General features: G+C 61.1%; 25 protein-coding genes and 2 pseudogenes. 11 read left to right on the forward strand and 16 right to left on the reverse strand.

Annotation, left to right across the window (positions count from 1 at the left end; all coding sequences use genetic code 11):
- Positions 1–8 precede the first annotated feature (8 nt).
- Entirely contained in the window at positions 9–1,907 is a 1,899-nt protein-coding gene (locus tag AAEZ10_RS05475; protein WP_273526266.1) for an FTR1 family protein, read from the reverse strand.
- A gap of 251 nt (positions 1,908–2,158) precedes the next feature.
- Here AAEZ10_RS05475 and AAEZ10_RS05480 point away from each other — a divergent pair, with 251 nt between their 5' ends.
- The 5 genes from AAEZ10_RS05480 (at position 2,159) to AAEZ10_RS05500 (ending at position 6,928) form a co-directional block, all read left to right on the forward strand.
- Complete coding sequence (locus AAEZ10_RS05480; RefSeq protein ID WP_273526267.1) at positions 2,159–3,565, forward strand: COG3014 family protein; 1,407 nt, start codon at positions 2,159–2,161, stop codon at positions 3,563–3,565.
- Positions 3,566–3,771: 206 nt separating this feature from the next.
- Positions 3,772–5,166, forward strand: coding sequence for a COG3014 family protein (locus AAEZ10_RS05485; protein WP_016772612.1), 1,395 nt, complete (start codon positions 3,772–3,774; stop codon positions 5,164–5,166).
- A 16-nt stretch (positions 5,167–5,182) separates the two neighbouring features.
- On the forward strand, positions 5,183–5,554 hold the full coding sequence (locus tag AAEZ10_RS05490) for a YcfL family putative periplasmic lipoprotein (RefSeq protein WP_016772611.1): 372 nt from the start codon (positions 5,183–5,185) through the stop codon (positions 5,552–5,554).
- A gap of 36 nt (positions 5,555–5,590) precedes the next feature.
- Positions 5,591–6,178: a penicillin-binding protein activator LpoB gene (gene lpoB, locus AAEZ10_RS05495; protein ID WP_016772610.1), complete on the forward strand. Its 588-nt coding sequence runs from the start codon at positions 5,591–5,593 to the stop codon at positions 6,176–6,178.
- A 3-nt stretch (positions 6,179–6,181) separates the two neighbouring features.
- Positions 6,182–6,928 (forward strand): penicillin-binding protein activator LpoB, encoded by a 747-nt coding sequence (locus AAEZ10_RS05500; protein ID WP_130889082.1) that lies wholly within the window; start codon positions 6,182–6,184, stop codon positions 6,926–6,928.
- Positions 6,929–7,097: 169 nt separating this feature from the next.
- On the opposite strand, the gene rhtB is transcribed toward AAEZ10_RS05500, so the two are convergent.
- From rhtB to AAEZ10_RS05515, 3 genes are all read right to left on the reverse strand, one after another.
- Positions 7,098–7,730 carry a homoserine/homoserine lactone efflux protein gene (gene rhtB / locus AAEZ10_RS05505; protein WP_016772608.1) on the reverse strand — a complete coding sequence of 211 codons (633 nt, stop codon included), beginning with the start codon at positions 7,728–7,730 and terminating at the stop codon, positions 7,098–7,100.
- A 183-nt stretch (positions 7,731–7,913) separates the two neighbouring features.
- Complete coding sequence (locus AAEZ10_RS05510) at positions 7,914–8,495, reverse strand: mechanosensitive ion channel family protein (RefSeq protein ID WP_101161538.1); 582 nt, start codon at positions 8,493–8,495, stop codon at positions 7,914–7,916.
- Complete coding sequence (locus tag AAEZ10_RS05515) at positions 8,495–10,405, reverse strand: ATP-binding cassette domain-containing protein (RefSeq protein WP_016772606.1); 1,911 nt, start codon at positions 10,403–10,405, stop codon at positions 8,495–8,497. The genes AAEZ10_RS05510 and AAEZ10_RS05515 overlap by 1 nt, the downstream gene beginning before the upstream one ends.
- A 50-nt stretch (positions 10,406–10,455) precedes the next feature.
- Here AAEZ10_RS05515 and AAEZ10_RS05520 point away from each other — a divergent pair, with 50 nt between their 5' ends.
- Positions 10,456–10,917 (forward strand): TIGR02444 family protein, encoded by a 462-nt coding sequence (locus AAEZ10_RS05520; RefSeq protein ID WP_095181264.1) that lies wholly within the window; start codon positions 10,456–10,458, stop codon positions 10,915–10,917.
- Here the strand turns inward: AAEZ10_RS05520 and AAEZ10_RS05525 are convergent.
- Positions 10,914–12,080, reverse strand: coding sequence for an AlgP family protein (locus AAEZ10_RS05525; protein WP_350568307.1), 1,167 nt, complete (start codon positions 12,078–12,080; stop codon positions 10,914–10,916). The two genes, AAEZ10_RS05520 and AAEZ10_RS05525, sit on opposite strands and share 4 nt — an antisense overlap.
- A 192-nt stretch (positions 12,081–12,272) precedes the next feature.
- On the opposite strand from AAEZ10_RS05525, the gene AAEZ10_RS05530 reads away from it, so the two are divergent.
- A complete protein-coding gene (locus tag AAEZ10_RS05530; protein WP_350568310.1) occupies positions 12,273–12,938 on the forward strand; it encodes an FKBP-type peptidyl-prolyl cis-trans isomerase in 666 nt (221 codons plus the stop codon).
- Between the two features lie 57 nt (positions 12,939–12,995).
- On the opposite strand, the gene AAEZ10_RS05535 is transcribed toward AAEZ10_RS05530, so the two are convergent.
- The 8 genes and pseudogenes from AAEZ10_RS05535 to AAEZ10_RS05570 form a co-directional block, all read right to left on the reverse strand.
- Positions 12,996–13,454, reverse strand: coding sequence for an Rsd/AlgQ family anti-sigma factor (locus AAEZ10_RS05535; protein ID WP_016772602.1), 459 nt, complete (start codon positions 13,452–13,454; stop codon positions 12,996–12,998).
- 181 nt (positions 13,455–13,635) lie between these two features.
- Complete coding sequence (locus AAEZ10_RS05540) at positions 13,636–14,187, reverse strand: disulfide bond formation protein B (protein ID WP_243241322.1); 552 nt, start codon at positions 14,185–14,187, stop codon at positions 13,636–13,638.
- A gap of 216 nt (positions 14,188–14,403) precedes the next feature.
- Entirely contained in the window at positions 14,404–15,642 is a 1,239-nt protein-coding gene (locus AAEZ10_RS05545) for a heme biosynthesis protein HemY (protein ID WP_110599878.1), read from the reverse strand.
- Complete coding sequence (locus AAEZ10_RS05550; protein WP_350568615.1) at positions 15,639–16,781, reverse strand: uroporphyrinogen-III C-methyltransferase; 1,143 nt, start codon at positions 16,779–16,781, stop codon at positions 15,639–15,641. Before AAEZ10_RS05550 ends, AAEZ10_RS05545 begins: the two co-directional genes overlap by 4 nt.
- Positions 16,782–16,817: 36 nt before the next feature.
- A pseudogene (locus tag AAEZ10_RS05555) lies at positions 16,818–17,564 on the reverse strand (uroporphyrinogen-III synthase); the annotation flags it as partial.
- Positions 17,561–18,502, reverse strand: a complete 942-nt coding sequence (gene hemC, locus AAEZ10_RS05560) for a hydroxymethylbilane synthase (RefSeq protein WP_095181260.1) — start codon at positions 18,500–18,502, stop codon at positions 17,561–17,563. The pseudogene AAEZ10_RS05555 and the gene hemC, both read right to left, overlap by 4 nt.
- A 137-nt stretch (positions 18,503–18,639) precedes the next feature.
- On the reverse strand, positions 18,640–19,386 hold the full coding sequence (locus AAEZ10_RS05565) for a LytR/AlgR family response regulator transcription factor (protein ID WP_016772598.1): 747 nt from the start codon (positions 19,384–19,386) through the stop codon (positions 18,640–18,642).
- A pseudogene (locus AAEZ10_RS05570) lies at positions 19,383–19,535 on the reverse strand (sensor histidine kinase); the annotation flags it as partial. The gene AAEZ10_RS05565 and the pseudogene AAEZ10_RS05570, both read right to left, overlap by 4 nt.
- Positions 19,536–19,855: 320 nt before the next feature.
- Between AAEZ10_RS05570 and argH the strand changes: the two are divergent.
- Complete coding sequence (argH, locus tag AAEZ10_RS05575; RefSeq protein ID WP_073470961.1) at positions 19,856–21,250, forward strand: argininosuccinate lyase; 1,395 nt, start codon at positions 19,856–19,858, stop codon at positions 21,248–21,250.
- A 126-nt stretch (positions 21,251–21,376) separates the two neighbouring features.
- On the opposite strand, the gene AAEZ10_RS05580 is transcribed toward argH, so the two are convergent.
- A complete protein-coding gene (locus AAEZ10_RS05580) occupies positions 21,377–22,036 on the reverse strand; it encodes a glutathione S-transferase family protein (RefSeq protein WP_350568317.1) in 660 nt (219 codons plus the stop codon).
- Between the two features lie 123 nt (positions 22,037–22,159).
- Between AAEZ10_RS05580 and AAEZ10_RS05585 the strand changes: the two genes are divergently transcribed.
- The 3 genes from AAEZ10_RS05585 (at position 22,160) to AAEZ10_RS05595 (ending at position 25,917) form a co-directional block, all read left to right on the forward strand.
- A complete protein-coding gene (locus AAEZ10_RS05585; protein ID WP_122698690.1) occupies positions 22,160–22,450 on the forward strand; it encodes a hypothetical protein in 291 nt (96 codons plus the stop codon).
- 196 nt (positions 22,451–22,646) lie between these two features.
- Positions 22,647–22,892, forward strand: coding sequence for a TIGR02647 family protein (locus AAEZ10_RS05590; protein WP_130928437.1), 246 nt, complete (start codon positions 22,647–22,649; stop codon positions 22,890–22,892).
- 181 nt (positions 22,893–23,073) lie between these two features.
- A complete protein-coding gene (locus AAEZ10_RS05595; RefSeq protein ID WP_339100881.1) occupies positions 23,074–25,917 on the forward strand; it encodes a class I adenylate cyclase in 2,844 nt (947 codons plus the stop codon).
- Between the two features lie 9 nt (positions 25,918–25,926).
- Here AAEZ10_RS05595 and rnk read toward each other — a convergent pair whose 3' ends face one another.
- The gene (rnk, locus tag AAEZ10_RS05600) at positions 25,927–26,346 is read right to left on the reverse strand and encodes a nucleoside diphosphate kinase regulator (protein ID WP_110644490.1); all 420 of its coding nucleotides are present in this window, start codon (positions 26,344–26,346) and stop codon (positions 25,927–25,929) included.
- A gap of 254 nt (positions 26,347–26,600) precedes the next feature.
- A complete protein-coding gene (locus AAEZ10_RS05605; protein ID WP_110599860.1) occupies positions 26,601–26,822 on the reverse strand; it encodes a DUF1289 domain-containing protein in 222 nt (73 codons plus the stop codon).
- Between the last annotated feature and the right edge of the window lie 3 nt (positions 26,823–26,825).

The raw sequence follows: 26,825 nt of genomic DNA on the forward strand, positions 1-26,825 counted from the left end.
GAATGCCTTTATGCAGCCGAAACCCGACGCTTCTCCGCCACCCAACTGCGCCCATACAGCACAGCAATCGCCACAATCGCCACCACCTGCGCGGTCAGCGAATAGGCATCGGCATGGATCCCGAGCCAGTCGAATTCAAAGAACGCCACCGGCCGTGTGCCGAAGATCCCGGCTTCCTGCAAGGCCTTCACGCCATGCCCGGCAAATACCACCGACAACGCGCACAACAGCGCGGCGTTGATGCTGAAAAACAAGGTCAGCGGCAGTTTCGCCGAGCCGCGCAGAATCACCCACGCCAGGCCGACCAGCAGCACCAGCGCCGTGGCACCGCCAGCCAGCACCGCGTTGTGCCCGGCAGGCCCGGCCTGCAGCCACAGGGTTTCGTAGAACAGAATCACCTCGAACAATTCGCGGTACACCGAGAAGAACGCCAGGATCGCAAAACCGAAACGACCACCGCCGCCGACCAGGCTGCTCTTGATGTAATCCTGCCAGGCCGCCGCGTGACGGCGGTCATGCATCCACACGCCGAGCCACAACACCATGACGCTGGCAAACAGCGCGGTGGCGCCTTCCAGCAACTCACGCTGCGAACCGCTGACATCGATCACATACGCCGCCAGCGCCCAGGTGCCCAAGCCCGCCAGCAACGCCAGGCCCCAGCCAACGTTGACACTGCGCACCGCTGACTGCTGACCGGTGTTGCGCAAGAAGGCGAGGATCGCCGCCAGCACCAGAATCGCTTCCAGGCCTTCGCGCAGCAGAATCAGCAGACCGGAGATGTAACTCAGCGACCAGCTCAGACCATCGCTGCCCAGCAGACCGGCGGACTCCTTGAGTTTGGCTTTGGCCGAGTCCAGACGCTGCTCGGCCTGCTCGACCGGCAGACCGTCCTGCAGCGACTGCCGGTAAGCCATCAGCGATTTTTCGGTGTCCTTGCGCACGTTGGCATCGACGTTGTCCAGCGAGCTTTCGACCAGCTCGAAGCCTTCCAGATACGCCGCTACCGACAGGTCATAGGCCTGATCATGTTCCCCGGCGCGGTAGGCCGCGAGGCTCTTGTCCAGCGTGGCGGCGGTGTAATCAAGCAACTGTGCCGGCCCGCGTTTGACCTGCGGTGGTTGCGCGCGCTGAGCCCGGAACGTTGCCGCGACCTCTGCGCCCTCGGCAGCCTGCACCTCTGCCGGGGTCTGGCGGGCCAGGTCGGCGATGTTGTAGACCTTGTCGGACTTGGCGGCCGCCGCATCGGCACTGAAGCCGGCGATGTAGGTGGCCAGATCCCAGCGCTGGCGATCATCGAGCTGATCGGCAAACGCCGGCATGTCGGTGCCTTCGACGCCTTGGCCGAGGGTGCTGTAGATCGCGTACAGGCTCAGGTGATCCATGCGCGCAGCGTCGCGCAGGTTGGCTGGCGCAGGGGTCAGACCGACGCCGGCCGGGCCGTCGCCCGCGCCAGTGTCGCCGTGGCACACCGAGCAATTTTGCGCATACAGCGGCGCACCGCGTGTCGGGTCCGGGGTGATGATCGGTGCCTGGCTGACTTCATAAGCCACCGCCAGTTTCGCCCCCAGCTGTCGGGCCTGACGGGCGACATCGGCACCGTCCTGCTTCGCAGTGATGGCGGCGTGCAAAGACTCCACGCCCTGTTCCAGCGCGACTTTTTCCGGTTTGGCTGGCAATGCAGTGATCAAGCCTTGCAGGACCTGGGTGAATTCCAGCTGCTCGCGGTATTCGCCATCGTCGATGACTTTGCCTGCCGCGACCGTTGGCGGGTAATCGGCACTGATGTAATCGAGCAGGTGCAACGCTTGCGGCGCGCCTTCCACGGTATCGGCCAGCAGCGGCAGGCTGCTCAGGGACAATAACGGGAACAGCAGCCAGGCCAGCAATCGGGACGAGGCAGTCATGAACGAATCTCAAATGGAAATGCGAAGTTACATATTGTTCACTTCGAAGACATTTCTCTCAAGCTTTGTCGGCGTTTCGCTTTGATTGGCAGGAAATACCCGGCAGACGGCAGCAGCGTTTGTCGCCGAGTATTGCCGCACTACCCGCTGCCGATCGAGCCTCGACACGTTCGATCAAGATCGCAGCCATTTGCCACCATCCACTCTATACTGCCCGCCCCAGAGCATTTGCGCGCAAGGAATCAACCTCAATGCGGAGTCTTCCGTTCGTTTTGCTGCTTTGCGTCGCTGTTCAGTTGAGCGGCTGTGCCGCCTATCGCAACTACGATCTTGAAATGCAGCAGACCACCGAGCAAATGACCCGGGGCAATCTGACGGGGGCTCTGGCACTGGTGGAAATGAACAACCCGTGGGAAGACAAGGATCTGCTGTATTACCTGGAAAAAGGCGCGATCCTCAGCGCTGGCAGTGCCCTGCCCGACAGCCAGGACGCTTGGCGCAATGCCGACCGGATGATCTTCCAGCGCGAGGAAGCCAACCCGTCCGGCGCGATGAAATTACTGGCGCGTTTCGGCGATGAAATGGGCACGATGCTGGTCAACGACAAGCTGCGGCGCTATGAAGGCTACGATTACGAAAAGGTCATGTTGACTACGCAAATGGCCTTGAACCAGCTATCCGTCAATGACTTTGCCGGCGCCCGCGCAGACATCAGGAAAACCCACGAACGCGAAGCATTGATCGCCCGCCAGCGTGAAAAGCAATACGAAGCGGCCGAGGAACAGGCAAAAGCTCAGGGCAAAATTCTCCATTACAAAGAACTGGAAGGCTACCCGGTCGCCTTGCTTGATGCGCCGCAGGTCGTTGAGCTGAAAAACGGCTACCAAAGTGCGTTCAGCCACTATCTGGCCGGATTCACCTATGAAGCCCTCGGCGAGCGCGCCCTCGCGGCGGCCGGTTATCGTCAGGCGATCGAACTGCGGCCGGACATGCCCTTGCTGCAAAAGGCCCTAAGCAATCTCGACAAACCGCCAGCGAAAGCCGATGAAAGCGATGTGTTGCTGATTATCCAGAGTGGCCTGGCTCCGGCTCGCAGCTCAGTGCAAGTGCCGATCCCGGTTCGTCTGAACGAAACGCTGGTCATCATCGCGCCCATTTCATTCCCGGTGATGGTGCCGGACGCAGTTACGCCCAACTTCAGCCATATCACCGTAGACGGTCGCAAACAGCCGCTGGTGGTGATTAATAGCGTGACCGATATGTCCATGCGCACACTGCGCGACGACATGCCGCAAATCATCTCGCGGGCGATGTTCCGCGCCAACATGGCCGCCATCGGTCAAGCGCAGGAAAACGAGCGCAACCCGGCGAAAGCCTCGTTGATCGTCACTCAGCATGATCCGTTCGAAGAAGCCGACACCCGCACATGGCGAGCGTTGCCAGACAAGACGCTGGTCGCCCGCCTGCGCTTGAAGAAAGGCCTGCATACCTTCCGTTTTGCGCCTGCGTCCATCGACCACCCTTTTGAAATGCGCGTCGACGAGGACCGCCAGATTCTGCACCTGCGGGTATTCCGGGATCAGGTCTATACCGTCGGATCAGCCTTTGTACCGAATCAAAAACCCGCGTCGGATAAACCCGCTTCTGCGGAGAAGTGATGGCACCGCATCTGAAAATGCACCCAAAAAGCTATTACATAGCCATCACCTCACGTTTATAATGCCGCGCCCTCGCCCAACGAGCCGGCATCAAAAGCTCCTCACGCATGAGGAATTGGCAGGAGGCCAGCGCCGCCGTCGATAGGTCACACCAGCCCGACCAGCACATGCGGCTGCAAGTTTTGTTACTCAGGGAAGAAGTACCCATGGCATTCCGCGCTCCCATGCTGCTCGCGCTCAGCGCTGTCACGCTGTTGTCCGGCTGCGCAGCGTTTCGCAACTACGATTCCGAACTGGCCCAGACCAATCAGCAACTGGCATCCGGCAACGTCGACGCCGCGCTGACCCTGCTGGAAAAGAACAACACCGGCACCGACAAAGACCTGCTCTATTACTTCGAGAAAGGTGAACTGCTGCGCGCCAAGGGCGACCTGTCGGGCAGCCAGAACGCCTGGGGCAGTGCCGATCAGGTGGTCGGTCAGTGGGAAGACGCGGTCAAGCTCGACTCGGCCAAGTACCTGGCACAGTTCGGCAGCTTCATCGTCAACGACAAGGTGCGTCGCTACGAAGGCTATGACTACGAAAAAGTCATGCTGACCACGCAGATGGCCCTGAACCTGTTGGCGGTCAACGATTTCGATGGCGCCCGCACGGCGATCAAAAAGACCCACGAACGCGAAGCGGTGATCGCCGACCTGCGCGACAAGGAATACCTCAAGAGCGAAGAAGAGGCCGAGAAAGAAGGCATCAAGACCCAGTACAAGGATTTGCAGGGTTATCCGGTGGCCAGCCTCGACGCGCCGGAAGTGGTCGGCCTGAAGAACAGCTACCAGAGTGCGTTCAGCCATTACCTGGCCGGTTTCGTTTACGAAGCTTTGGGCGAGAAGGATCTGGCCGCGCCGGGTTATCGCAAGGCTGCCGAACTGCGCCCGAACACGCCGTTGCTCGAGCAGGCGCTGGTCAATCTCGACAAGCCTTCCAAATCCGATGACAGCGACATTCTCATCGTCGTGCAGAGCGGTCTGGCCCCGGCCCGCGACTCGATTCGTGTGCCGCTGCCGCTGCCGATTTCCAACAACGTGGTGATCACTCCGCTGTCGTTCCCGATCATCAAACCGGACACCTCCACCGCGCCGTTTGCGCAGATCGGCGTCGACGGCAAGCAAGTCGACCTGACCGCGCTGAACAGCACCACGGCCATGTCCCGCCGCGCTCTGCGTGATGACATGCCGGGGATCATCGTGCGCACCACCGTGCGCGCGATCACCAAAGGCGTGGCGCAGAAGCAGATCAACGAAACCAATCCGCTGGCCGGTCTCGCTGTGGGTATTTCTTCAGCGGTGCTTGAAGGTGCCGATACCCGTACATGGCGCACCCTGCCGGACAACACCCAAGTGGTGCGTCTGCGCCTGAAAAAAGGTGAGCATCAGGTTACCCTGCCGAGCGCCGTGGGCGGCTCGGTGGTCAAGGTCACTGTCGACCAGCGCTACCAAGTGATCAGCCTGCGTGCCGTGGGCAACCAGGTATTCGCCGGTGGCATCGCTGCTCACGTAATGCCGAGCGCTGCCGCGACCAACGTCGCCAGCCTCAAACAACCTTAAGAACGGAGTCTTTGCAATGCGCTTGAAGATCATCGCCGTCGCCGCCCTCGCCTTGCTGGCAGGCTGCGCCACCCCGCCACCGCCGGAGCCGGGCAGCGCCGCGAGCAAAGTCGTGGCCATGGGCCCGCAGAAACACATCGTCGTCGGCGCCATGCGCGTGGCTCGTGAAAACGGCTTCATGACCGTCAACGTGCAGTTGAGCAACACCCTCAACAGCAACAAGATTTTCTACTACCGCTTCGCCTGGCTTGGCGCCGAAGGTTTCCCGGTTGCCGAAGAAGAAGTGTGGAAAAGCCAGATGATGTACGGCGCCCAGACCAGCTTCATTCAGGCCATCGCGCCGACCCCGAAAGCCGTGGATTTCCGTCTGGAAATCAAGACGCCGTAAACCCGCCACCCTATTTCTGATTGAGAGAGCTTTCTCATGTTTGCACGCTTTTCCTGCATCGCCGTCATCGCCCTGCTCGCCTCCGGTTGCGCCAACACCTCGCCGACCCTGGGCAGCAAGAACATCAGCTACGGCGACACCAAAGCGGTTGAAACCGTGACCAACGAATTCGGTTCGACCGACCTGCAAATGATCGCCGAGTCGATGACCCGCTCGCTGGCCCAGTCCGGCATCCTGCAGGGTCGTCCCGTAGTTCAGGTCTACGATGTGAAGAACAAGACCAGCGAGTACATCGACACCCGCGAAATCACCACCAGCATCAAGACTCAGTTGATGAAGACCGGTGTTGCGCGCTTCGCCAGCGACAACAATGCGATGCAGAGCCAGGTTGACCAGCTCAAGCTGCAAAACCAGAGCGGCCTGTACAAGAAAAGCACCGTGGCCAAGACCGGCAACATGGTTGCCGCCAAGTACCGCATCGAAGGCTCGATCAGCTCGATCGTCAAGCGCAGCAGCGACTACAAGGACGTCTTCTACAAATTCAGCCTGCAGTTGATCGACGTCGAAAGCGGTCTGGCCGAGTGGATGGACGAAAAAGAGATCCGCAAAACCACGGAGCGTTAATCGATGCGCACATGGATTGGCATGATGGCCCTGGCTTGCGCCTTCAGCGCGCAGGCGGCCCCGAAAGTGGCGGTGACGGATCTGGCGTATCAGGAGCGCGTGGAGCAATACATCCACATCGTTTCGGCGCAGAGCAATCACCGCGAGAGTTACTACAGCGCCAGCGGTTCTTCGAGCTACAACGAGATCGAAGCGACCACCAGCTACATCGAACAGGGCGAGTTGCGCAAATTCACCGGCGACATCAAGGGTGAAATCCTGCGTACCGGCATGTTCCAGCTGGTGCAGGGCACGCCGTACACTGCCTCGTCCAAAGGCGATGTGTATGACGTGATCAGGCGCATCAAGGCCGGCAACTTCAAAGGCGCCGACTACGTGCTGTTCGGCACCGTGTCCGATATCGACTTCACCCAGGACATCAATGAGCTGGCGCACACCGACAGCTATTCGGCGGTACTGGGCCTGACGCTGGTGGCGGATTTCAGTCTGATCAACACCAAGACCTACGAGATCACCTCGGCCTTCACGGCGATGGGTGAAGCGCAGGACACCAAACTGGTGAACCATCGCGACATCAAGATCTCGCTGAACCGTCCGCGGGTGGTGCGTGAGGTGTCGAAGGCCTTGGGCGAGGACGTGGCCGGGCAACTGAGCATGCAGCTCGGTGGTGGTGACGGTTATGAGCAGCCGCGTGAAGCGCCGCAGCGCAACAATCTGCCGCGTGATACGGCGCCGGTGATTTTACGCTGAGCCGGATCTGAGGACTTTTGTGGCGAAGGGCTCCGTGGCGAGGGGATTTATCCCCGTTGGGTCGCGAAGCGGCCCTCGCTATTGATTCAAGAAAAGCTCGCTTGCCCCGATGTCTCGGTAGAAATGAAAAAGGCGACCTCTTGAGGTCGCCTTTTTGTGCCCGAGCGTTTTACGCCGCCGCTTTGCGCAACGTCGCCATAAACGCCGCTGCGCCGATGAACAGCCCGGCAAAGGTGCGGTTCATGCGTTTCTGCTGCTTGGGCGTGCGCAACAGGCGCAGCACCTTCGACGCCAGTCCGGTGTAGCCGGCCATGACAATCAGGTCGACGAACACCATGGTCACGCCGATCACCAGATACTGAATCAGCAGCGGCGCATGGGGATTGATGAACTGCGGCAACACCGCGAGCATGAACACCAACGCCTTGGGGTTGCTGATGTTCACCAGAAAGCCGCGAAACACCAGGGCCAGTGGCTTGCCGATCGGCCGAACCGCGGCGTCATCGCTCATGTCCATGGGCAGCGCGCGCCATTGCTTGATCGCCAGATAAACCAGATAGGCGACACCGAACCATTTGATCGCATGGAACGCTGTGGCCGAAGCGGTGAGCACAGCGCCAACACCCGCGCCGACAATCGCGATCTGCACCGCCAGACCGATCTGCAGGCCCAGTGCGTTCCAGTAGCCGCGCCAGAATCCGTACTGCAGACCGCTGGACATCGACGCGATGGCGCCCGCGCCCGGGGACAGGCTGATCACCCAGCAGGCGGCAAAGAATGCCAGCCATGTTTGAAGCTCCATCGCACACCTCGGCTGATGCTTGTGACAAATGCCTAAGCTAATGCGGCTTCGCGTAGATGACTACCGATTTCTTGCTGAATGTTGCAGGTGCGGCTGACGGCCCCTTCGCGAGCAGGCTCGCTCCCACAGGGACGCGCATTGCAAATGTGGGAGCGAAAGCGTCCGAACAGACAACGCAGAGATCTACTTCTCGAACCCGCTCGACGGCAACACATCGGTCCCGCGCCAACGCCGCACCGATCGCTGGAAGAACAGACTGTTCGGCACCTGCACCATGGCGCTGCCGGTGCCGAGTTCTTCGGCCTCGACCAGCGTGGTGTAGAGCAGATTGATTGCGATCACCCGGCCTTTGACGCCAGGCTTGTCGGTGGTGTCGACCAGTTCGACCACGTCGCCGAGGCGGAACGGCCCGACGGTAAAGATGAGAATGGCGCAGAGCAGGTTCGACAGCACGCTCCACATGGCGAAGAACGCCACCGCCGCCACTGCGACAAATCCCGACAGCGCAGTCCACAGCACCGTGGCCGAAACGCCGAGGCGCTCGAGCACGAAGAGCAGCGCGCTGCCCATGATCAGCCAGCGCAACACGCCACGCAGCGGCATCAGCAACTGCGGCGGAAACGGATAGCGCTCACCGAGGCGAGTGAGGCCTTTGGCAACGAAACGCTGGGTCAGGTAACCGGCCAGCAGAATCAGCAGAATCTGCGCGGTGAACCAGAGCGGTTCGACCCACACCGCCGCAAAGGGCAGCTTGAAGGCTTCCATCAGGACAACGCCTCCAGCTCCGCCTGCATGCTTTCCAGGGTTTCCAGCGCTTCCATCCAGGCTTCTTCCAGCTCGGCTTCACGAACCTTCAATTTCGCCTGTTCGGCGAGCAGATCACGCAATTCATTTTTGCGTGCCGGCTCGTAGATATCGCTGTCACCCAGGCTGGCATCGACCTTGGCCAGTTTCTCGTGAAGCTTGCCCAGCTCGGCTTCAAGCTTGTCAGCCTCGCGCTTGTGCGGCGCCAGTTGCTGACGCAACGCTGCCGCCGCTTGGCGTTGCGCTTTCTTGTCGGTCTTGTCCGGGTTGACCGGCGTGTTGCTGACCGGCGCATTGCGCTGACGGTATTCCACCAGCCAGCGTGCGTAGTCTTCGAGATCGCCATCGAACTCTTCGACCTTGCCGTCGGCAACCAGATAGAAGTTGTCGGTGGTGCTCTTGAGCAAGTGCCGATCGTGAGAAACCACCAGCACCGCACCGCTGAATTCCTGCAGGGCCATGGTCAGCGCCAGACGCATTTCCAGGTCGAGGTGGTTGGTCGGTTCGTCGAGCAGCAACAGGTTCGGCCGCTCCCAGGCGATCAGCGCGAGAGCCAGACGGGCCTTCTCGCCACCGGAGAAATTCAGCACCGGCTCATCGATGCGTGCGCCCCGGAAGTCGAAGCCGCCGAGGAAGTCACGCAGGGTCTGCTCGCGCTCACCCGGCGCGAGGCGCTGCAAATGCAGCAACGGGCTGGCCTTGGAGTCCAGCGAGTCGAGCTGATGCTGAGCGAAGTAGCCGACCACGGTGTTTTCGCCACGGGTCAGGCGCCCGGCCAGCGGTTCAAGCTCGCCGGCGAGGTTCTTGATCAGCGTCGACTTACCCGCGCCGTTCGGCCCAAGCAGACCGATCCGCGCCCCGGGGGTCAGTTGCAGCTTGACCTTCTCGAGGATGGTCTTGTCGCCATAACCAAGACGCGCATCGGACAGGTCGATCAGCGGACTGGAGATCTTGGTCGACTCGCGGAAGACAAAGTCGAACGGCGAATCGACGTGGGCCGCCGACAATTCTTCCATGCGCTCCAGCGCCTTGATCCGGCTCTGCGCCTGACGGGCCTTGGTCGCTTGCGCCTTGAAGCGAGCGATGTAGCTTTCCATGTGCGCACGCTGCGCCTGCTGCTTCTCGTAGGCCTGTTGCTGCTGGGCCAGACGCTCGGCTCGGGCGCGCTCGAACGCGGTGTAGCCGCCCCGGTAGAGAGTCAGTTTGCGTTGATCGACATGGGCGACGTGATCGACCACTTCGTCGAGGAAATCCCGATCGTGGGAAATCAGCAGCAAGGTGCCCGGATAACTCTTCAGCCACTCTTCGAGCCAGATGATCGCATCGAGGTCCAAGTGGTTGGTCGGTTCGTCGAGCAGCAGCAGATCCGACGGGCACATCAGTGCCTGCGCCAGATTCAGACGCATCCGCCAGCCACCGGAGAAATCGCCTACCTGACGATCCATCTGCTCATTGGTGAAACCAAGACCGGCGAGCAGCTTGCGCGCCCGCGCATCGGCGGTGTAGCCGTCGGCGCTGTCGAGTTCGGCGTGCAGGCGCGCCAGTGCGGTGCCGTCATGGGCCTCCTCGGCGGCGGCAAGCTCGCGTTGCACCTCGCGCAGACGCAGGTCGCCATCGAGCACATAATCGACCGCCAGGCGTTCGAGCGTGTCGACCTCCTGGCGCATATGCGCGATGCGCCAGTCGGCCGGCAGCAGGCAGTCGCCCGAATCCGGGTGCAACTCGCCGCGCAGCAAGGCGAACAGGCTGGATTTGCCGGCACCGTTGGCGCCGATTAGGCCGGCTTTGTGGCCGGCGTGCAGGGTCAGCTCGGCGTCTTCTAGCAGACGTTGCGGGCCACGCTGTAAAGTCAGGTTCTGAAGTCGGATCATAATGGCGGCGGAGTCTACCAGCTTCGCTCACAACTGGCGCGAGTAGCACGATGTCCTCTGACCTGTGGAGCTTTGCCCTTGATGTCTACGCCCGGCCGGGCGTGGAAGATGCCTGCCTGCAATTGCAAACGGCGGGCGCCAATGTCTGCCTGCTGCTCTGCGGTTTGTGGCTGGAGCAGCGCGCGGTGGCCTGCGATCAGCCGCGCGTACGCTTGCTCAAGGCTTTGACGGCGCCGTGGGATATCGAAGTGGTGCAGCCGCTGCGAACCCTGCGCCTGCAATGGAAAGCGCGGGCCGTCGACGATGCGGTGGTGGCCGGCATGCGCGAGCAGATCAAATCACTGGAGCTTGAAGCTGAACGCACCTTGCTGTCACGGCTCGAAGGTGTGGCGCAGGAGTGGACGCGCAACGATGCAGGTTCGGTGACCTGGCTGGAAGACCTGGCCGGCAATGCCGCCAGCCTGAACCGCGACGCGCTGCAAGTGCTGCGCGTCGCGGCAACCGGCACTTAGGAAGCGCTGGTCGGGGTGCTGCTGACGTTCGACGAAGCGGCTGGCGCTGGCGCAGTCGAAGGGGTCGAGTGAGTGGCGGACGACGGTGCCGACGCAGCTGGAGCAGCCGGGGTAGCGGCAGTGGCAGGCTTGGCTGCTGGAGCGGCAGCCGGTTTGGTCGCGGCTGGCTTGGCAGCTGCAGGCTTTTTCACCGCTGGTTTTGCGGCTGGCTTGGCGGCCGGTTTTGCAGCAGCGGTCGCAGGCTTGGCAGCAGCGGGTTTCGCAGCAGGCTTGGCGGCCGGTTTCGCAGCGGTTTTTGCCGCAGGTTTTGCTGCCGATGTTGCGGCTGGTTTGGCAGCCGGTTTTACCGCCACTTTCGCAGCAGGTTTGGCGGCGGCCGGCTTGGCCGCAGTCTTGGCAGCAGGTTTCGCTGCTGGTTTCGCTGCTGCTTTGGCAGCAGGTTTGGCGGCTGCGGTTTTCGCCGGTGCAGCTTTGCTCGCGGCCGGTTTTGCAGCGGCTTTGGCAGGGGTGGCTTTCACTGCTGGCCTGGCTGCAGCAGGTTTGGCTGCGGTGGTTTTAGCCGCCGGTTTTGCCGCGCTCGCCGCCGGCTTCTTCGCTGCAGTTTTCGCCGCTGGTTTGGCAGCCGCTTTCACTGGCGCCTTCGCCGCTGGTTTGGCGGCGGTTTTCGCAACAGCAGGTTTCGCCGCAGCGGTCTTCGCCGGGGCTTTGCTTGCAGCAGGTTTGGCAGCGACTTTCTTCGCTGGTGCTGCTGCCGGTTTGGCCGAGCGCGACGACAGAACTTTGCCCACTGCTTCCTGAACGCGGCCAACACCCTGGGCCAGTTTCAGGCTTTCCTGGGCATCGCGCTTGAGTTGCAGAATGTAGCTGCGGGTTTCGGACTGACGATCTTTCAAAGCGTCCAGCAGGTCTTCGAGTTCTTTCACGGCAGCCTTGGCTTTGTTCTGTGCCTTGGCTTTGCCGGCGGTGGCGGCGTCCTGCAATTTAGAGCGCGATTTGTGCAGTTTTTCCTGCGCCTTGCCGCGCTGTTTTTCCAGCTTGGCGAGCAGTTTTTCAGCATCAGCCAAGGCTTGCGAGCAAGCGTTTTCCAAATGCTCGAGCAGGCTGCCCGACAACTGTTGGAGTAAGTGCAACGGAGTATTTACAGGCTTCTTGGTGGCCGACATGGTTTACCTCCTGGCTGACGTGAGTGCGGCTCATACTAGACCTCTGCTGATACCGCCGCTAGGGCATGTTGACAGTATCTGCACCGTTGCGTTGCACCGAAGCCGAAATGTTCTGCGCGCGGGAAAAAGCAGTTCACCGATGCAGACGTTTGCACTGGCATAATCCCCCGCATCTCAGGTCGGAGAGTGCCCATGTCGCGCTACTTTATTTTGTCCCTCTGCGTGTGTTTTTCGACGGCGTATGCCGATGAAAAAACTACGGCAAACGATGCTCATGACCTGGCTTACAGCCTCGGTGCCAGCCTCGGCGAGCGGCTGCGCCAAGAGGTACCGCAGTTGCAGATCCAGGCGCTGATCGAAGGTCTGCAACAAGCGTATCAGGGCAAGCCGCTGGCGCTGAGTGAAGCGCGTATCGAACAGATTCTGGCCGACCACGAATCGCGCAATGCCGAGCAGGCATCACGGCAATCGAGCGACGCGGCGATGGAGAACGAGCAACGCTTTCTCAGTGCGGAAAAAGCCAAACCGGGGGTGAAGGAACTGGCGGATGGCATCCTTCTGACTGAACTGGTTCCGGGCACTGGCGCCAAGGCCGGCCCGGACGGCAAAGTGCAGGTGCTGTATGTCGGCAAGCTGCCGGATGGCACCGTGTTCGATCAGAACACCCAGCCGCAATGGTTCAACCTCGACAGCGTGATCGCCGGTTGGCGCACCGCCTTGCAGAACATGCCGGTGGGGGCGAAATGGCGGCTGGTGATTCCATCGGATCAAGCCTATGGCGCCGACGGTGCCGGCGACCTGATCGCGCCGTTCACGCCTCTGGTTTTCGAAGTGGAATTGCGTGGCGCGACGAACTGATCAGGCATAAAAAAACGGTGCGCTTTCGGGCGCACCGTTTTTCATGAAGGACGTGGATCAGGCCTGAACCGGATCTTCTGCCTTGTGTGCCGTGTGCAGCACTTCGATCAGGCAATCCTCAAGTTCGAAGCGCTCGTGCAACAAGCCGCCCAACTCCTTGAATTTCTCCGCAACGCATTTGCCTTCATCGCACAAGTCGTTGAACGCGAGCAGCTTCTCGGTAATGACGTCGATGCGCGGGTAGATGGTCTCGGCGAGTTCCAGACCGCGCTTGTCGTTGAACGCCTTGGCTTCGCCAGTCAGCTGTTCATAGATTTCGAAGTGCCCCGCCGATACGTAATCGACCAGCACGCCGCAGAATTCCTGCAAAGGCTTGCGGCTCTCGGACAGCGACTCAGGCTGCGCACCGAGCTTGTCGTAGGCGCCGATCAGCTCTTCACGCTCCTGCAACCAGCGGTCGATCAGCAGATGAACCCCACCCCAACGTTCCTGAGCATTCTGACAACTTTCGAGCATGGCGATCTCTCTTCCCTTGTGGGTCATGCTGCTCTACACCCGCGCCCCTGTTCTGATTTGACAGGTGGACGATCGGGCAGAGCGTCATCGAGCAACATAAATCCAATGACACGTGCCGGCCAGATTATGCCCGCACGCCTATGGCTTCAAGGTACGCAGGAGATAAAGTTCATACAAGTGTTTAATCCCTGACCAGCAGGTGGTGCGACGCTTCGTCGCTGACAGATCGTTGCAGAGCGCTCCAGGTCAGACGCAACAACTGATAAACCGCAAGGATGGACACGCCGACAAAAAACAGCAGGCTCCATTCCGGGATGCTCAAATCGAACAGTGTCCAGGAGATGTCCGCACAATCGGCGCCGCCGTTGAACATCCGTTGCAAGGCGCAGATCCACGGCAGGTCGCTGAACAGTGACTCCACGGTTGGCGAGCATTTGACCAGTTGCAGCATCGAGTCACTCTGGATCAACACCTGCCGCCACGCAGCGGTGGTTCCACCCAGACTGGCGCCGAGTGCAAACAGCCAGTACCACCATAAGCCAACGCGCCGGGGGCCATGCACCGCCGCCACGCCGCAGCCGATGCACAGCAATGTGAGGAACAATCGCTGCACCAGGCACAGACTGCAAGGCGTCAGTCCGACCGCGTATTCGAGGTAATAGGAAGCTCCCAGAGCAAAGGCCCCCGCAATGAAAGCCATGAAGAACAAGGAGCGTGAGCAGGCCAACGACATGGCTTTTCCGTAACAGTAGAGACAGACGGTTACGGTAGAGGAAAGCGTGTCAGCCTTTCAAGGCAAGGGCCTGCCGACAGTTCACCGCAGGTGTAGGGAAAACCCGACAGGCTCGATAGGAAACAGTGAAGCGCTCTGTAGGACTTTGTCTCTAGAGCGCAAGGAAGGGGAATTTTCGGTCATCAAAGTTCACGAGGGAGCAACCTCCCTCGCCATTCAGACCTTCGCCGCAATCGGCAAAGGCGCCGCGAGCAGGCGTTCATCCAGCAGCCCCAGACCTTCCTGGAACAACTGATTGCTGCGCTCGGTATCGCCAAGCTGTGCAAGCAGACGGGCCAGTTCCGCACAGGTCTCCGGATTACGCTGCACGCGCAAACTGCTTTCCAGATAGTCGCGAGCCTTGCCCCACAGACTGGTTTGCAGACACAACCGCCCGAGGGTCAGCAGCAGACTCGGATCGGCCGGATGCTCCTTGAGCCAGCCTTCGGCAACCTGCAACTGACGCGCAGGATCACTGCCACGAACCAGACCATAGAGCCGCGCCAGATGGCTGTCGTACTTGCGCTTGAGCGCTGTGCGCAGCACTTCTTCGGCCTCGACCTGAGCGCCAAGCTGACGCAGTTGCTCGGCATAGGCCAGTACCAAAGGTGCTTCCTGACGCTGCGCCGAAGTCAGCTGTTCCCACGCCCGCTTGAGCGATTGCAGACCCACCGTACCGTCTTCTTCGCGATGCGCTGCCAAGGACAGGTTCTCACCCCAGGCGCGGCGCTCGAGTTCGGCCAGTTCCGCCGGCGGCAGGACCTTGTCCTTGCGCAGCTCCGGCAGCAGACGAATCACCGCCGGCCATTCGCCACGCTGCTGATGCAGACGTTGCAATTGACGCAATGTCTGCGCGCTGCGCGGATGCCGTTCATGCATCGCCTGCAAGGTCACCAGCGCACCGTCGGTGTCGCCACGATCGGTCTGCAACTGTGCGTGACTCAGGGCGATCGCCAATTCGGCTTGCGGCTGACGCTCCAGCGCACGTTCGAGCAAACGATCACTTTCTTCGTACTGACCTTGCTCGTTCGCCGCACGGGCGGCGCCGAGGTAATACAGCAGTGGCTGACGCTCGGCTTCCGCTGCGCGGGTCAAATGCCGCTGCGCGCTGGCCCAGCGACCTTCAGCCAGATCCAGTTGGCCGTGCTCGATCGCCACTTGCACGCGGCGGCTGCGATTGCGTCGCGACCACGGATTGACCACGCCGGTGGAGGTCATCACCAGCTCGACCAGCACCTTGATGCCCCAGAACAGCAACCACAGCACCGCGATCACCGCCAGCGTCGCCCACAGGCTCGACTCGTAACGGAAGCTCTTGTACGCCACCAGCACGTAACCGGAATGCTCGGCAATCGCCAGGCCCAGCGCTGCCGTCGCGGCGATGACCAGAAACACGATTACATAGAGGCGCTTCATGGAGTCGCCTCCTGCGCAGCGTTGGCGGCAGGCTTGGCGAACGGTTTCACCGATTCCTCGGCATTGACGTTACGTCGCTCCAGATATCCCTGCACCGCACTCAAGGTGCCGGCCAGATCCGGCGTCTTGACGGTGACCGGCTCCTTGCTCAGCTCGGCGACCTGCTCCAGCATGACTTTGCTTTGCGGATTGTCCGGGTTGAAATTGCCCTTGAGCACATCGCGTGCCTCGGCCAGCGCCTGGGTGTACACCGCCGCCTGACCGTTGAGCGCGGCCCACTGCGCCTGCTCCAGCGCCAGGCTCAGGGCCAGGCGCACCTGGCTCAGGCTCTGTCCGGCCAGCAGCGGCTTGACGTTCTTGTCAGCGTTGAAATCGATGCGGATATAGCGCGACACCTTGTCCCACCATTGCGCCCAGCGACTGGCGCCATCGCCATCGTTGGTCAGGCCCAGCAGCGACTCGCCGCGATCCTTGTACTCCGGCGCCAGCTCAGTGAGGTCGATGACCTGATCGCGCAGCGCGCCGAGACGCAGGAACAGCCCGGTGCGATCCGGCTGTTCGGTGCTGCGCAAGGCGACCAGGGTTTTCGCCACTTGCTCGCGCGCGGCGAAGGAACCCGGATCGTTCTGTTCACGGAGAATTTCATCGGCGCCCTGCACCAGTGCCTGGGCGCTGCTGATGTCCTGCAACGCTGAAAGGCGCAGGCTGGCCAGACGCAGCAAGTGTTCCGCCTCGGCCAGACGCCAGTCCTTGCGGCTGGCGCCGAGGACGGTTTCCAGACGTTGATTGAGGCGCTGCTGATCGCCCTGCAGTTGCGTGACCAGACGCTGGCGCTCGGCGAGTTCGTCAGCACCGGGCAACTGTGCAAGACGCTCGGTCAGACGCTGTTCGTTGAGCTTCAGACTCTGCGCCTGATCGTTCAACGCCTGCACCTGACTCGACTGTTGCTGCGTGTTGTTCTGCAGGTGGCGCACCTGCCAGACACCCCAGCCGCCGATGGCGACACCGGCGGCACCGAGCAGCAGGGCGACAATTGCCAGTCCATTGCCTCGGCGCGGCTCTTTGGCCGGTGGTGGAGTGTCAACCTGGGCATCAAGCGCAGGCTGGACGTCATCTTTTGGCAAGGCTGTTTCGCTCACGTATCCATCCTTTGCATTAGAAAACGGCACGGGACATTCCCGTAACGCCGTCAGCAAAGCCGCGGCACTCGCGCCGCGGCAATCCACAACTGTTTGAGCCCCGGCGGCACGTGCCAGCTCGGCGACCCTCGGGCTTGGAACAAACAACGGCAACTGCGCAATCTTCGGCCAGGCATCGCCGGTCATCTGCCGCAGGTGCTCGAAACCCTGTCCACTGCTGACCACCAGCCCGTTCAAGCGTTCCGCTTCGATCCGCCGTGGCAGCTCGTTTGGCGGGTAGGCTGGCAGGTCGCGGCGATACAACTCCAGATACTCGACACTAGCACCAAGCGCGCGCAGGCGCTCGGCGAGCAGTTCACGACCGCCCTCTCCGCGCAGGATCATCACCTGCGCGCCGGACTGGTCGAGCGCCTCGCGCAGACGCGGCAATTGCAGCAGGGCTTCACTGTCATCGCCGTCAGCCGGGAAGCTGACATCGAGACCATGCTCGCGAAGAATGCCTGCGGTCGCCGCGCCGACGCTGAACCACGGCATGCTCAATGGCGCTGGGCCTTCGGTCTTGAGCAGATCCACCGCAATCCGTGCCGCCGGTTTGCTGACCACGATCACCGCGCTGCAAGCGGGCAATCGCGAAATCGCCTGACGAATAGTGTCAGAGAGCGGCAGCGGAACAATGTCCAAAAGCGGCAGGCAACTGCTGAAAATCCCGTGCCCGGCCAACTGTTCGGCCAGCGCCGCGCAGTCGTCTGCCGGGCGCGTCAGCAGCAGGCGCCAGGCCGTCACTCGTGACCCGCCTCGCCGTAGACAGCTTTGAGAATGTCGTCAGCGCCTTGCTTGAGCAAGTCTTCAGCGACCTGCACACCCAAGGTTTCCGCGTCGGCACGCGGCGCCCGGGCTTCGGCACTGAGAAGCTTGCCACCGCTCGGCTCACCGACCAGACCGCGCAACCACAACTGCTCGCCTTCAAGCACGGCGTAGCAGGCGATCGGCACTTGGCAGCCGCCGTTCAAATGTTTGTTGAGGGCGCGTTCCGCATTCACCCGCGAAGCAGTATCGGCGTGATGCAAAGGCGCGAGCAAGGCGTGGATTTCGTGGTCGGCGCTGCGGCATTCGATGCCGACCGCGCCCTGGCCACCGGCCGGCAGGCTGTCATCGACACTGATCGCCGAAGTGATGCGATCTTCGAAACCCAGGCGGATCAGGCCGGCAGCGGCGAGGATGATCGCGTCGTACTCGCCGGCGTCGAGCTTGGCCAGACGGGTGTTGACGTTGCCGCGCAGGAAACGGATCTGCAGATCGGGACGCCGCGCCAGCAATTGCGTCTGCCGACGCAGGCTCGAGGTGCCGACGATGGCACCGGCAGGCAGCGCTTCAAGACTGGCGTAGGTGTTGGAGACGAAAGCATCGCGCGGGTCTTCACGCTCGCAGATGCAAAACAGGCCCAAGCCTTGCGGGAAGTCCATCGGCACGTCTTTCATCGAATGCACGGCGATATCGGCTTCGTTTTCCAGCAGCGCGGTTTCCAGTTCCTTGACGAACAGACCCTTGCCGCCGATCTTCGACAGTGGCGAGTCGAGCAGCTTGTCGCCGCGACTGACCATGGGCACCAGCGTCACCAGCAGGCCCGGGTGGGCCGCCTCGAGACGGGCTTTGACGTATTCGGCCTGCCAGAGGGCCAGCGCACTTTTACGGGTGGCGATGCGGATTTCGCGAGGGGACATGGAACAATCCGTACTGAATAGATACGGCGGATAATAACAGCTCAGTCAATTTCGCTTTGACCTGAATCAGAACCGGCGCGGCCTCCCTGGCCTGCCATGCCGGGTAAAAGAACTCGAAAGGCCCGGCGAAGACCGGGTCACAGCCCCTGCATCATCTTGCGCACACCGGCAACATGCCGCCGGCTGACAATCAGTGCATCGCCATTGAGGCCTTTGAGGAACAACTGGAAATGTCCCAGTGGTGTGCGTTGCAATCGCTCGATGCGATCGCGAGCGACCAGCGCGTTGCGGTGGATACGCACAAAGCGTTCGCCGAATTCGTCTTCGAGGGCTTTGAGGGGTTCATCGAGCAGCACCTCGCCGGCTTCATGACGCAGGGTCACGTATTTGTGGTCGGCGATGAAGTAGACCACCTGATCCAGCGGAATCAGCTCGATGCCTTTACGGGTCCGTGCGCTGATGTGGCTGCGTGGGCCGTTGCCACTTTCGGCAGCGGGACGGGTCAGGGCCGAGAGTTGCGCCCGGTTGGGACGTTCAGCCCGCTTCAGGGCTTCATTCAAGTGTTCGGTTCGCACAGGTTTCACCACATAGCCCACGGCGCTGGCCTGCAGGGCTTCCACGGCAAATTCATCGGGACTGGTGCAAAACACCACGGCCGGCGGCGTCTCTCGTTCGCACAGTCGGGCAGCAACCTGCAGGCCATCGAGGCCCGGCATGCGGATATCGAGCAGCACGATATCCGGCTTGTGGCTGTCGATCAGCGCTAACGCCTCCTCGCCATTCGTGGCACTGGGCTCCAGGACTGTGTAACCCTCGAGTTCGCTCACCATACGGCTTAGGCGCTCGCGAGCCAGGGGTTCGTCATCAACGATCAGGACATTCATATTGCGCTGGATTCCTGCGTGAGTCTCGCACAAGGATAGCGTAGACAGGTGTAGTGACCTCCGTCACCGCGATCCACGCTAAGACTAGCCCGAGCGCCAAAAAGTGCCGTACGTCGGCCAGCAATATTTGCCAGCGTCCGGGTCGTACCGCTCAGAGCCCACTGTTTCCTGCGTTTCTCACGGTGGGTGACCGTTGTACAACTCACCCGCCCCCTCTTCTTATAGTCGGTGGCCGGACCTTTGCATGATCCGCATTCGCACCGACCCTTATGTCCACTGTAGACGTTCGTCGGAACGATATTGCTCAATCAAAAAATATCCTTTTGTAAATTCCTTGCAGACCGCGCCGGACATGCCTGACACATCCGCGAAAAAACGTATCGACCGGTGTCAGCGACAGGATTGGCAACCCTGTTATTATCCGCGCCAGCGTTTCACGCCATTTCTTCAAGCCGATACGAGCGAATTCATGAGCACTGACAAGACCAATCAGTCCTGGGGCGGCCGCTTCAGTGAACCCGTCGACGCCTTCGTCGCCCGCTTCACCGCCTCCGTCACTTTCGACCAGCGCCTGTATCGCCACGACATCATGGGCTCGATCGCCCACGCCACCATGCTGGCCAAGGTCGGCGTGCTGACCGATGCCGAGCGCGACAGCATCATCGATGGCCTGAAGACCATTCAGGGCGAAATCGAGGCCGGCCAGTTCGACTGGCGCGTCGACCTCGAAGACGTGCACATGAACATCGAAGCACGCCTGACCGACCGCATCGGCGTCACCGGTAAAAAGCTCCACACCGGGCGCAGCCGCAACGACCAGGTCGCCACCGACATCCGTCTGTGGCTGCGCGATGAAATCGACCTGATCCTCGCCGAGATCACCCGCTTGCAAAAGGGCCTGCTGGAGCAAGCCGAACGTGAGGCCGCAAGCATCATGCCGGGCTTCACCCACTTGCAGACCGCGCAGCCTGTGACCTTCGGGCACCACATGCTGGCCTGGTTCGAAATGCTCAGCCGCGACTACGAGCGTCTGGTCGACTGCCGCAAGCGCACCAACCGCATGCCGCTGGGCAGCGCCGCGCTGGCTGGGACCACTTACCCGATCGATCGCGAATACACCGCGCAACTGCTCGGCTTCGACGCCGTCGGCGGCAACTCGCTGGACAACGTTTCCGATCGCGACTTCGCCATCGAATTCTGCTCGGCCGCAAGCATTGCGATGATGCACCTGTCGCGCTTCTCCGAAGAGCTGGTGCTGTGGACCAGCGCGCAGTTCCAGTTCATCGATCTGCCGGATCGTTTCTGCACCGGCAGCTCGATCATGCCGCAAAAGAAAAACCCCGACGTGCCTGAGCTGGTGCGCGGCAAGACCGGCCGCGTCTTCGGCGCGCTGATGGGCCTGTTGACCCTGATGAAAGGCCAGCCGCTGGCCTACAACAAGGACAATCAGGAAGACAAGGAACCGCTGTTCGACGCCGCCGACACCCTGCGCGATTCGCTGCGCGCGTTCGCCGACATGATCCCGGCGATCAAGCCGAAACACGCGATCATGCGTGAAGCGGCATTGCGCGGTTTCTCCACTGCGACTGACCTGGCGGATTATCTGGTGCGCCGTGGCCTGCCGTTCCGTGATTGCCACGAAATCGTGGGCCACGCAGTGAAATACGGCGTCGACAGCGGTAAGGATCTGGCCGAGATGAGCCTGGAAGAACTGCGTCAGTTCAGCGATCAGATCGAGCAGGACGTGTTTGCCGTGCTGACCCTCGAAGGCTCGGTGAATGCCCGCGACCATATCGGCGGGACTGCGCCGGCGCAGGTCAAGGCTGCAGTGGCGCGCGGCCAGGCCCTGCTGACCAGCCGCTAAAAGCCAAGAGCTTCGCGAGCAGGCTCGCTCCCACAGGGATTCTGGATGTTCACAAAATTGTGTTCACCACGACTCAATGTGGGAGCGAGCCTGCTCGCGAAGGCGTCCTTCAAAGCGCTATATAATTCACTTCTTGGCAGCAATCATCGCCAAAAACGCCGGCATCGCCGCGTCCTTGTCCGCCGCGATCTTCTGCACATGCGGATTTTGCTCAAGCCGCTCCAGCAGCGCTTTCGCCTGCGGCATCTCGGCCAGCAGATCAATCCCGAACAGCTTCTGCCCGACCGCACAGGCCAGCGGCACGCTGTAGAGGAAATACAAATCGGCAATGCTCAGGCTGTCACCCGCCACGTACGGGGCGAACTTGCCATGACGGCCCAGCGCCGCGAAGCCCAGCAGCAGCTCGGTCCGGGTCTTGTCCTTGATCGCCTCCGGCAATGTCACACCGAAAAACGCCTCGCCATAGCAGGCACGCCCCGGCAACTCGATGTACAACTCGATCTCCTTGGCAATTGCCAATACCTGCGCGCGCTCGAACGAGTCGCTGGGCAGGAGTGGCGTGCCCTTTTGTGCTTGTTCGAGGTATTCGAGGATGATCGCGGTTTCGTTGATATAACCGGCGTCGACACCCAGCACCGGGACCTTGCCACGCGGACTGATTGCCAATGACTCCGGGGTCTGCGTCGGGTAGAAGGTCACCTCTTCGAAGGGCAGGCCTTTTTCCAGCAGTGCCAGTTTGACCATGTTGTAGTAGTTGCTGACAGCGAATCCGTAGAGCTTGAACATCACAGAGCCTCCAGGCCGTGCGGGGTGGGCAGTGCCTGTTTATAGATCGCCGCGGCGTTTCCCGCCAGCAGCATCACGCCGCTGAATGCGGGTAAACTGGCGCCTTTCCCTGAGGAGCCTGCCATGAGCGAGCCGACAGATATCGTCAACGATGACGACGAAGAAGCATTCACCGAAGCGACCCTGATCGAAGCCATCGAGAACCAGATCGAAAGCGACAACCCGCCGGCGGCGAAGGCGACGTTGAACAAGCTGACTTTGGTCGGCATGGACCGTGAGGAGATCCTCAATCTGATGGCCCACGTGCTGGCTTTCGAAATTGACGCGATGCTCGATGAAGATCGCCCGTTCGACACCCAGTGGTACGAAGCAGCACTGCGCGCTTTGCCAGAGCTGCCACCGGAAAAGCAGTAACCACATCATTCCCGTGGGAGCGAGCAGGCTCGCTCCCACAAGGTTTGTTACGCATCCATTCAGCCATCTGCTGCCGCCCGACTACACTGGAATTCGCCTCAAGACAAAATCCCCTGATCCGAGCACTGGACATGCTGCACCAGCGGGTTCACCTTAGAGGCGCTGTCGTCCAATTCCTAGAAAGTCTGGAGTCCTTATGTCGCTTACCCCTGAGTTGGTTGCCGAACTGGAAGTCCTTGCACTCTTCAACCTGGACAGTTCCCAGGAAGGTCTGAAAATTCACCAGACCGCTGCCCCGAAACATATCGCTGCTGCCCAGCGCCTCTTTGAAAAAGAACTCACCGACCAGCCCGATGGCGGTTATCTGACCAGCCTCGGTCGCGATGCCGCGCAAAGCGTGCAGACCGTACTGACGATTTTGAAAGAACAGGAAACCGCCTGATTTCTCTGACTTTGCCCACGGGAACTCCTGCCACGGGATTTCCGCGGGCCCGCCCGATCGCTGTCGATAAAAATCTGACGTCAAAAAACAAATTCAGCTTAAACGTCCTGCCGAGCAGCGGCTAAACTGCGGCCATTCCGAGACCCTCTACGTCCGAGCCTGCAAGCCGGTTTGAGCTGATATGACCCGCACACACGAAATCCGCCCCGACCTGGACGAAGGCATCGACCGCAAGGTACTCAGCCAACTGCGCGCACGTTTTCTCAAACTCAATGAAGGCCGCCTCGGCCGCGCTCTCGAAGGCTTGTCGACGCGCCAGCAAAGCGTGTTGACGCTGTTGCCGCTGTTCTTTCACGTCAATCATCCGTTGCTGCCCGGCTATGTCTCGGGCAGTACGCCGGCCGGTCTCTCGAATTATGAGCCGGACGCCAATGCGCTGACCGAGGCGCAGCGCCTGACTCGCTCGTTCTCTTACAGGCCGCGCCATGGCAGTAACCCGCCGCGACCGATCCACGGCCTGTTCCTGATGGGCAGCCTCGGCACACTGGCACAGGCCGATCAGAGCGATATGGATGTGTGGGTCTGCCATGGGCCGGATCTGAGCGAAAGCGACCTCGCCGAGCTGAGCAAGAAGTGCCAATTGCTGGAAGCCTGGGCTGCGAGCCAGGGTGCCGAAGCGCATTTCTTCCTGATCGACCCGGCGCGCTTCGTCAAAGGCGAACGCGATTCAAAGCTCAGTTCGGACAACTGCGGCAGCACCCAGCACTATCTGCTGCTCGACGAGTTTTATCGCACGGCGATCTGGCTGGCCGGGCGCACGCCGATCTGGTGGTTGGTGCCGGTCTATGAAGAAACGGCCTACGACGCTTACACCCACACCCTGCTGTCCAAACGCTTTATTCGCGCCGACGAAACCCTCGACCTCGGGCCGATGGCGACCATTCCGCCCGGAGAATTCATCGGCGCCGGGTTGTGGCAGTTGTTCAAAGGCATCGAGTCGCCCTACAAATCGGTGCTCAAACTGCTGTTGACCGAGGTGTACGCCAGTGAACACCCGCACGTGCAGTGCCTGAGTCTACGCTTCAAGAAAGCCGTGTTCGCCAATCAGCTCGATCTCGATGAGCTTGACCCGTACATGGTGGTGTACCGGCGTATCGAGGAATACCTGATCGCCCGCAACGAACCGGAACGTCTTGAGCTGGTGCGCCGCGCGCTGTATCTGAAGGTCAACCGCAAGCTCACCGGCAACAGCCGCAGTCAGGGTTGGCAACGCGCACTGCTCGAACGCCTGGCCGGCGAGTGGCACTGGGATCAGCGGCAACTGGCGCTGCTCGACAGCCGCAGTCAGTGGAAAGTCCGCCAGGTCAGCGCCGAGCGCCGCGCGCTGGTCAACGAACTCAATTACAGCTATCGCTTCCTGACCCAGTTCGCCCGCAGCGAACAGACTGTCAGCCTGATCAACAAGCGCGACCTCAATGTCCTCGGCCGGCGCCTGTACGCAGCGTTCGAGCGCAAGGCCGACAAGGTCGAGTTCATCAATCCGGGCATTGCCCCGGATCTGGCCGAAGACACCCTGACCCTGGTGCAGTCGCCGAACAAAAAGGAGCCGGGGCAGACCCAGTGGGGCCTGTACAACGGCAGCCTGACGGCGCTGGAGTGGGAACATTTCGCACCGATCAAGCGCAGTCGCGAGCTGCTTGAACTGCTGACCTGGTGCCACCGCAACGGCGTGATCGACAGCAGCACCCGCCTGGCCCTGCATCCGGGCACCAGCGACTTGAGCGAGTTCGAACTGTTCAACCTGCTCGGCAGCCTGCAGCAGTGCATCGCCCTGCCCTTGCCCACCGTTGCCGAAGAGCCATTGCTACGTGCCGCTGTGCCCAGCGAAGTACTGCTGCTGATCAACGTCGGCGTCGACCCGCTCAAGCATCACCGTGATCTGAACATCCTGATGACCACCGAACGCACCGACTCGCTGAGCTATGCCGGTGTGCGCGAGAACCTGGTGCTGACCCTCGATCAGGTCACGCTCAACAGCTGGAACGAAGTGCTGGTCAATCGTTTCGACGGCCCGCATGCGCTGCTCGACTGCCTACGCGATTACCTCAACAACCTGCCGCGCGGCCCGATGCAGCCGTCGCTGAAGGTGCGCTGTTTCTGCCACAACCGCGCGCAATTCATTGCCCGCCGCGTCGAGGAAATCGTCGACACCGCACAGACCCTGTTGCTCAGCGAGTTGAATCACCGCTACCTGATTCAGGTGCAGCAGCACTATCACGTGCTGGAGCTGGTGCCGGGTCAGGTCAACCATGTCGCCCTCGCCACTCTGCCGGCACTGCTCGATTATCTGGGCGAAGAACAACCGCGCTACAGCCCGCTGCACCTCGACCCGATGGCGCTGGAGGACCATGACCTCGCGCTGATCCTGCCGATGGGTCAGCCGGAATGCATTCAGGTCTTCTACCGCATCAGCGAGCAGCAGGCGGAGCTGTACGTGCTGGATGAATTCAATGCGCTGTGGCAGCAGCAACTGCCGTACCACGACGAGCAGAGTCTGCTGGTACCGCTGCAGCGTTTTCTGCAATCGATCCAGTACCGCCGTGAAGCGCAATTGCCGATGGACGGTGGCCCTGCAGGCAGCCCCGAGACTTTGTATTACCAGCTGTTGCCGTCAGGCCCGGGGCGCTCGCGCAGGGTCGAAACCCGACCAGCACCGCAGACCCCGGTGAACAAACCGTTCTACGATGTGCAGGCGATCATCGGCAAAGCCGCACCGGGCGAAGTGCAGGTCACCCTGTATTGCAATCAGCGCGAATTCAGCGAGCTGGAGCATGGCGACCAGTTGTTCAGCGTGGTCGCCCGGGAGATCGTCGAGCAGCGCCGCGAGACCGAGCGCTATCGCTGCTACATCACCGACCTCGATCTCTCGGGGCTGCTCGGTGACGGGCACAGTTCAAGCAATCTGTATCTGCGCTACAAGGCGGACCTGGAGCGCTCGTTGAATGAAGCGCTCGAACAGGTTTGAAGCGGGGAGTTATTCGGGGAAGGCGCCGCCGTTGACCGGTTGCGATTCCACTTCCAGCAAGGTCAGCTTCAGCGACTTGCCACCCGGCGCCGGCCAATCGATGTGCTGACCGACCTTCAGACCCAGCAGCGCACTGCCGACCGGCGCGAGAATGGAAATCTTGCCTTCATCGGCGTTGGCGTCCTTGGGATAGACCAGCGTCAGGTGGTAATCCTTGCCACTGCCTTCTTCGCGGCAATGCACGCGGGAATTCATGGTCACGACATCGGCGGGCACTTCATCGTGGCCGACCACGGTATCGGCGCGGTCCAGCTCGGTTTGCAGCGCAATCACGCCCGGCGCTGCCTGGTCTTTATCGATCAGGTTGTCGATCAGGCGCTGCAGACGTTGCACGTCCAGACGGGTAAGGGTGATGGAAGGTGCGGTCATGATCCAGGCAGACTCCTTTCTTCTGCACAAAAAAAGCAAAACCCCGCCAAAAAAGACGGGGTTTTCACCGTGCCTCGGTGGTTTGAGGCGTTCGCGGACACTATCACAGCTCAAAAAATATACAAGTCACGCCCTTTTTTGCCTGGGTGAAACCCTTGTGGCGAGGGGATTTATCCCCGTTCGGCTGCGCAGCAGCCGTATAGATTCTGGGGCCGCTACGCGACCCAACGGGGATAAATCCCCTCGCCACGATATCAACAGGCTTGGGATTTTCGTGCGGCAGCCTGCTGGCATATCACCCGGCGCCGCTGATCATCGGCCGAGCGCCATTCGCGAATGTCTTCGACGTGACGCGCGCAGCCGAGACAGACTTTCTGTTCGTCCAGCCGACATACGCCCGTGCACGGCGAAGGCACCGCCGGGCTGACGTTGCTGTAGAGCGGTTTCGGCGGGCGAACAGGCGCGGCATCAGTCACGAA

It is taken from the genome of Pseudomonas sp. H26/SER47-MNA-CIBAN-0231 (assembly GCF_040310465.1).
Lineage (GTDB): Bacteria > Pseudomonadota > Gammaproteobacteria > Pseudomonadales > Pseudomonadaceae > Aquipseudomonas > Aquipseudomonas atacamensis.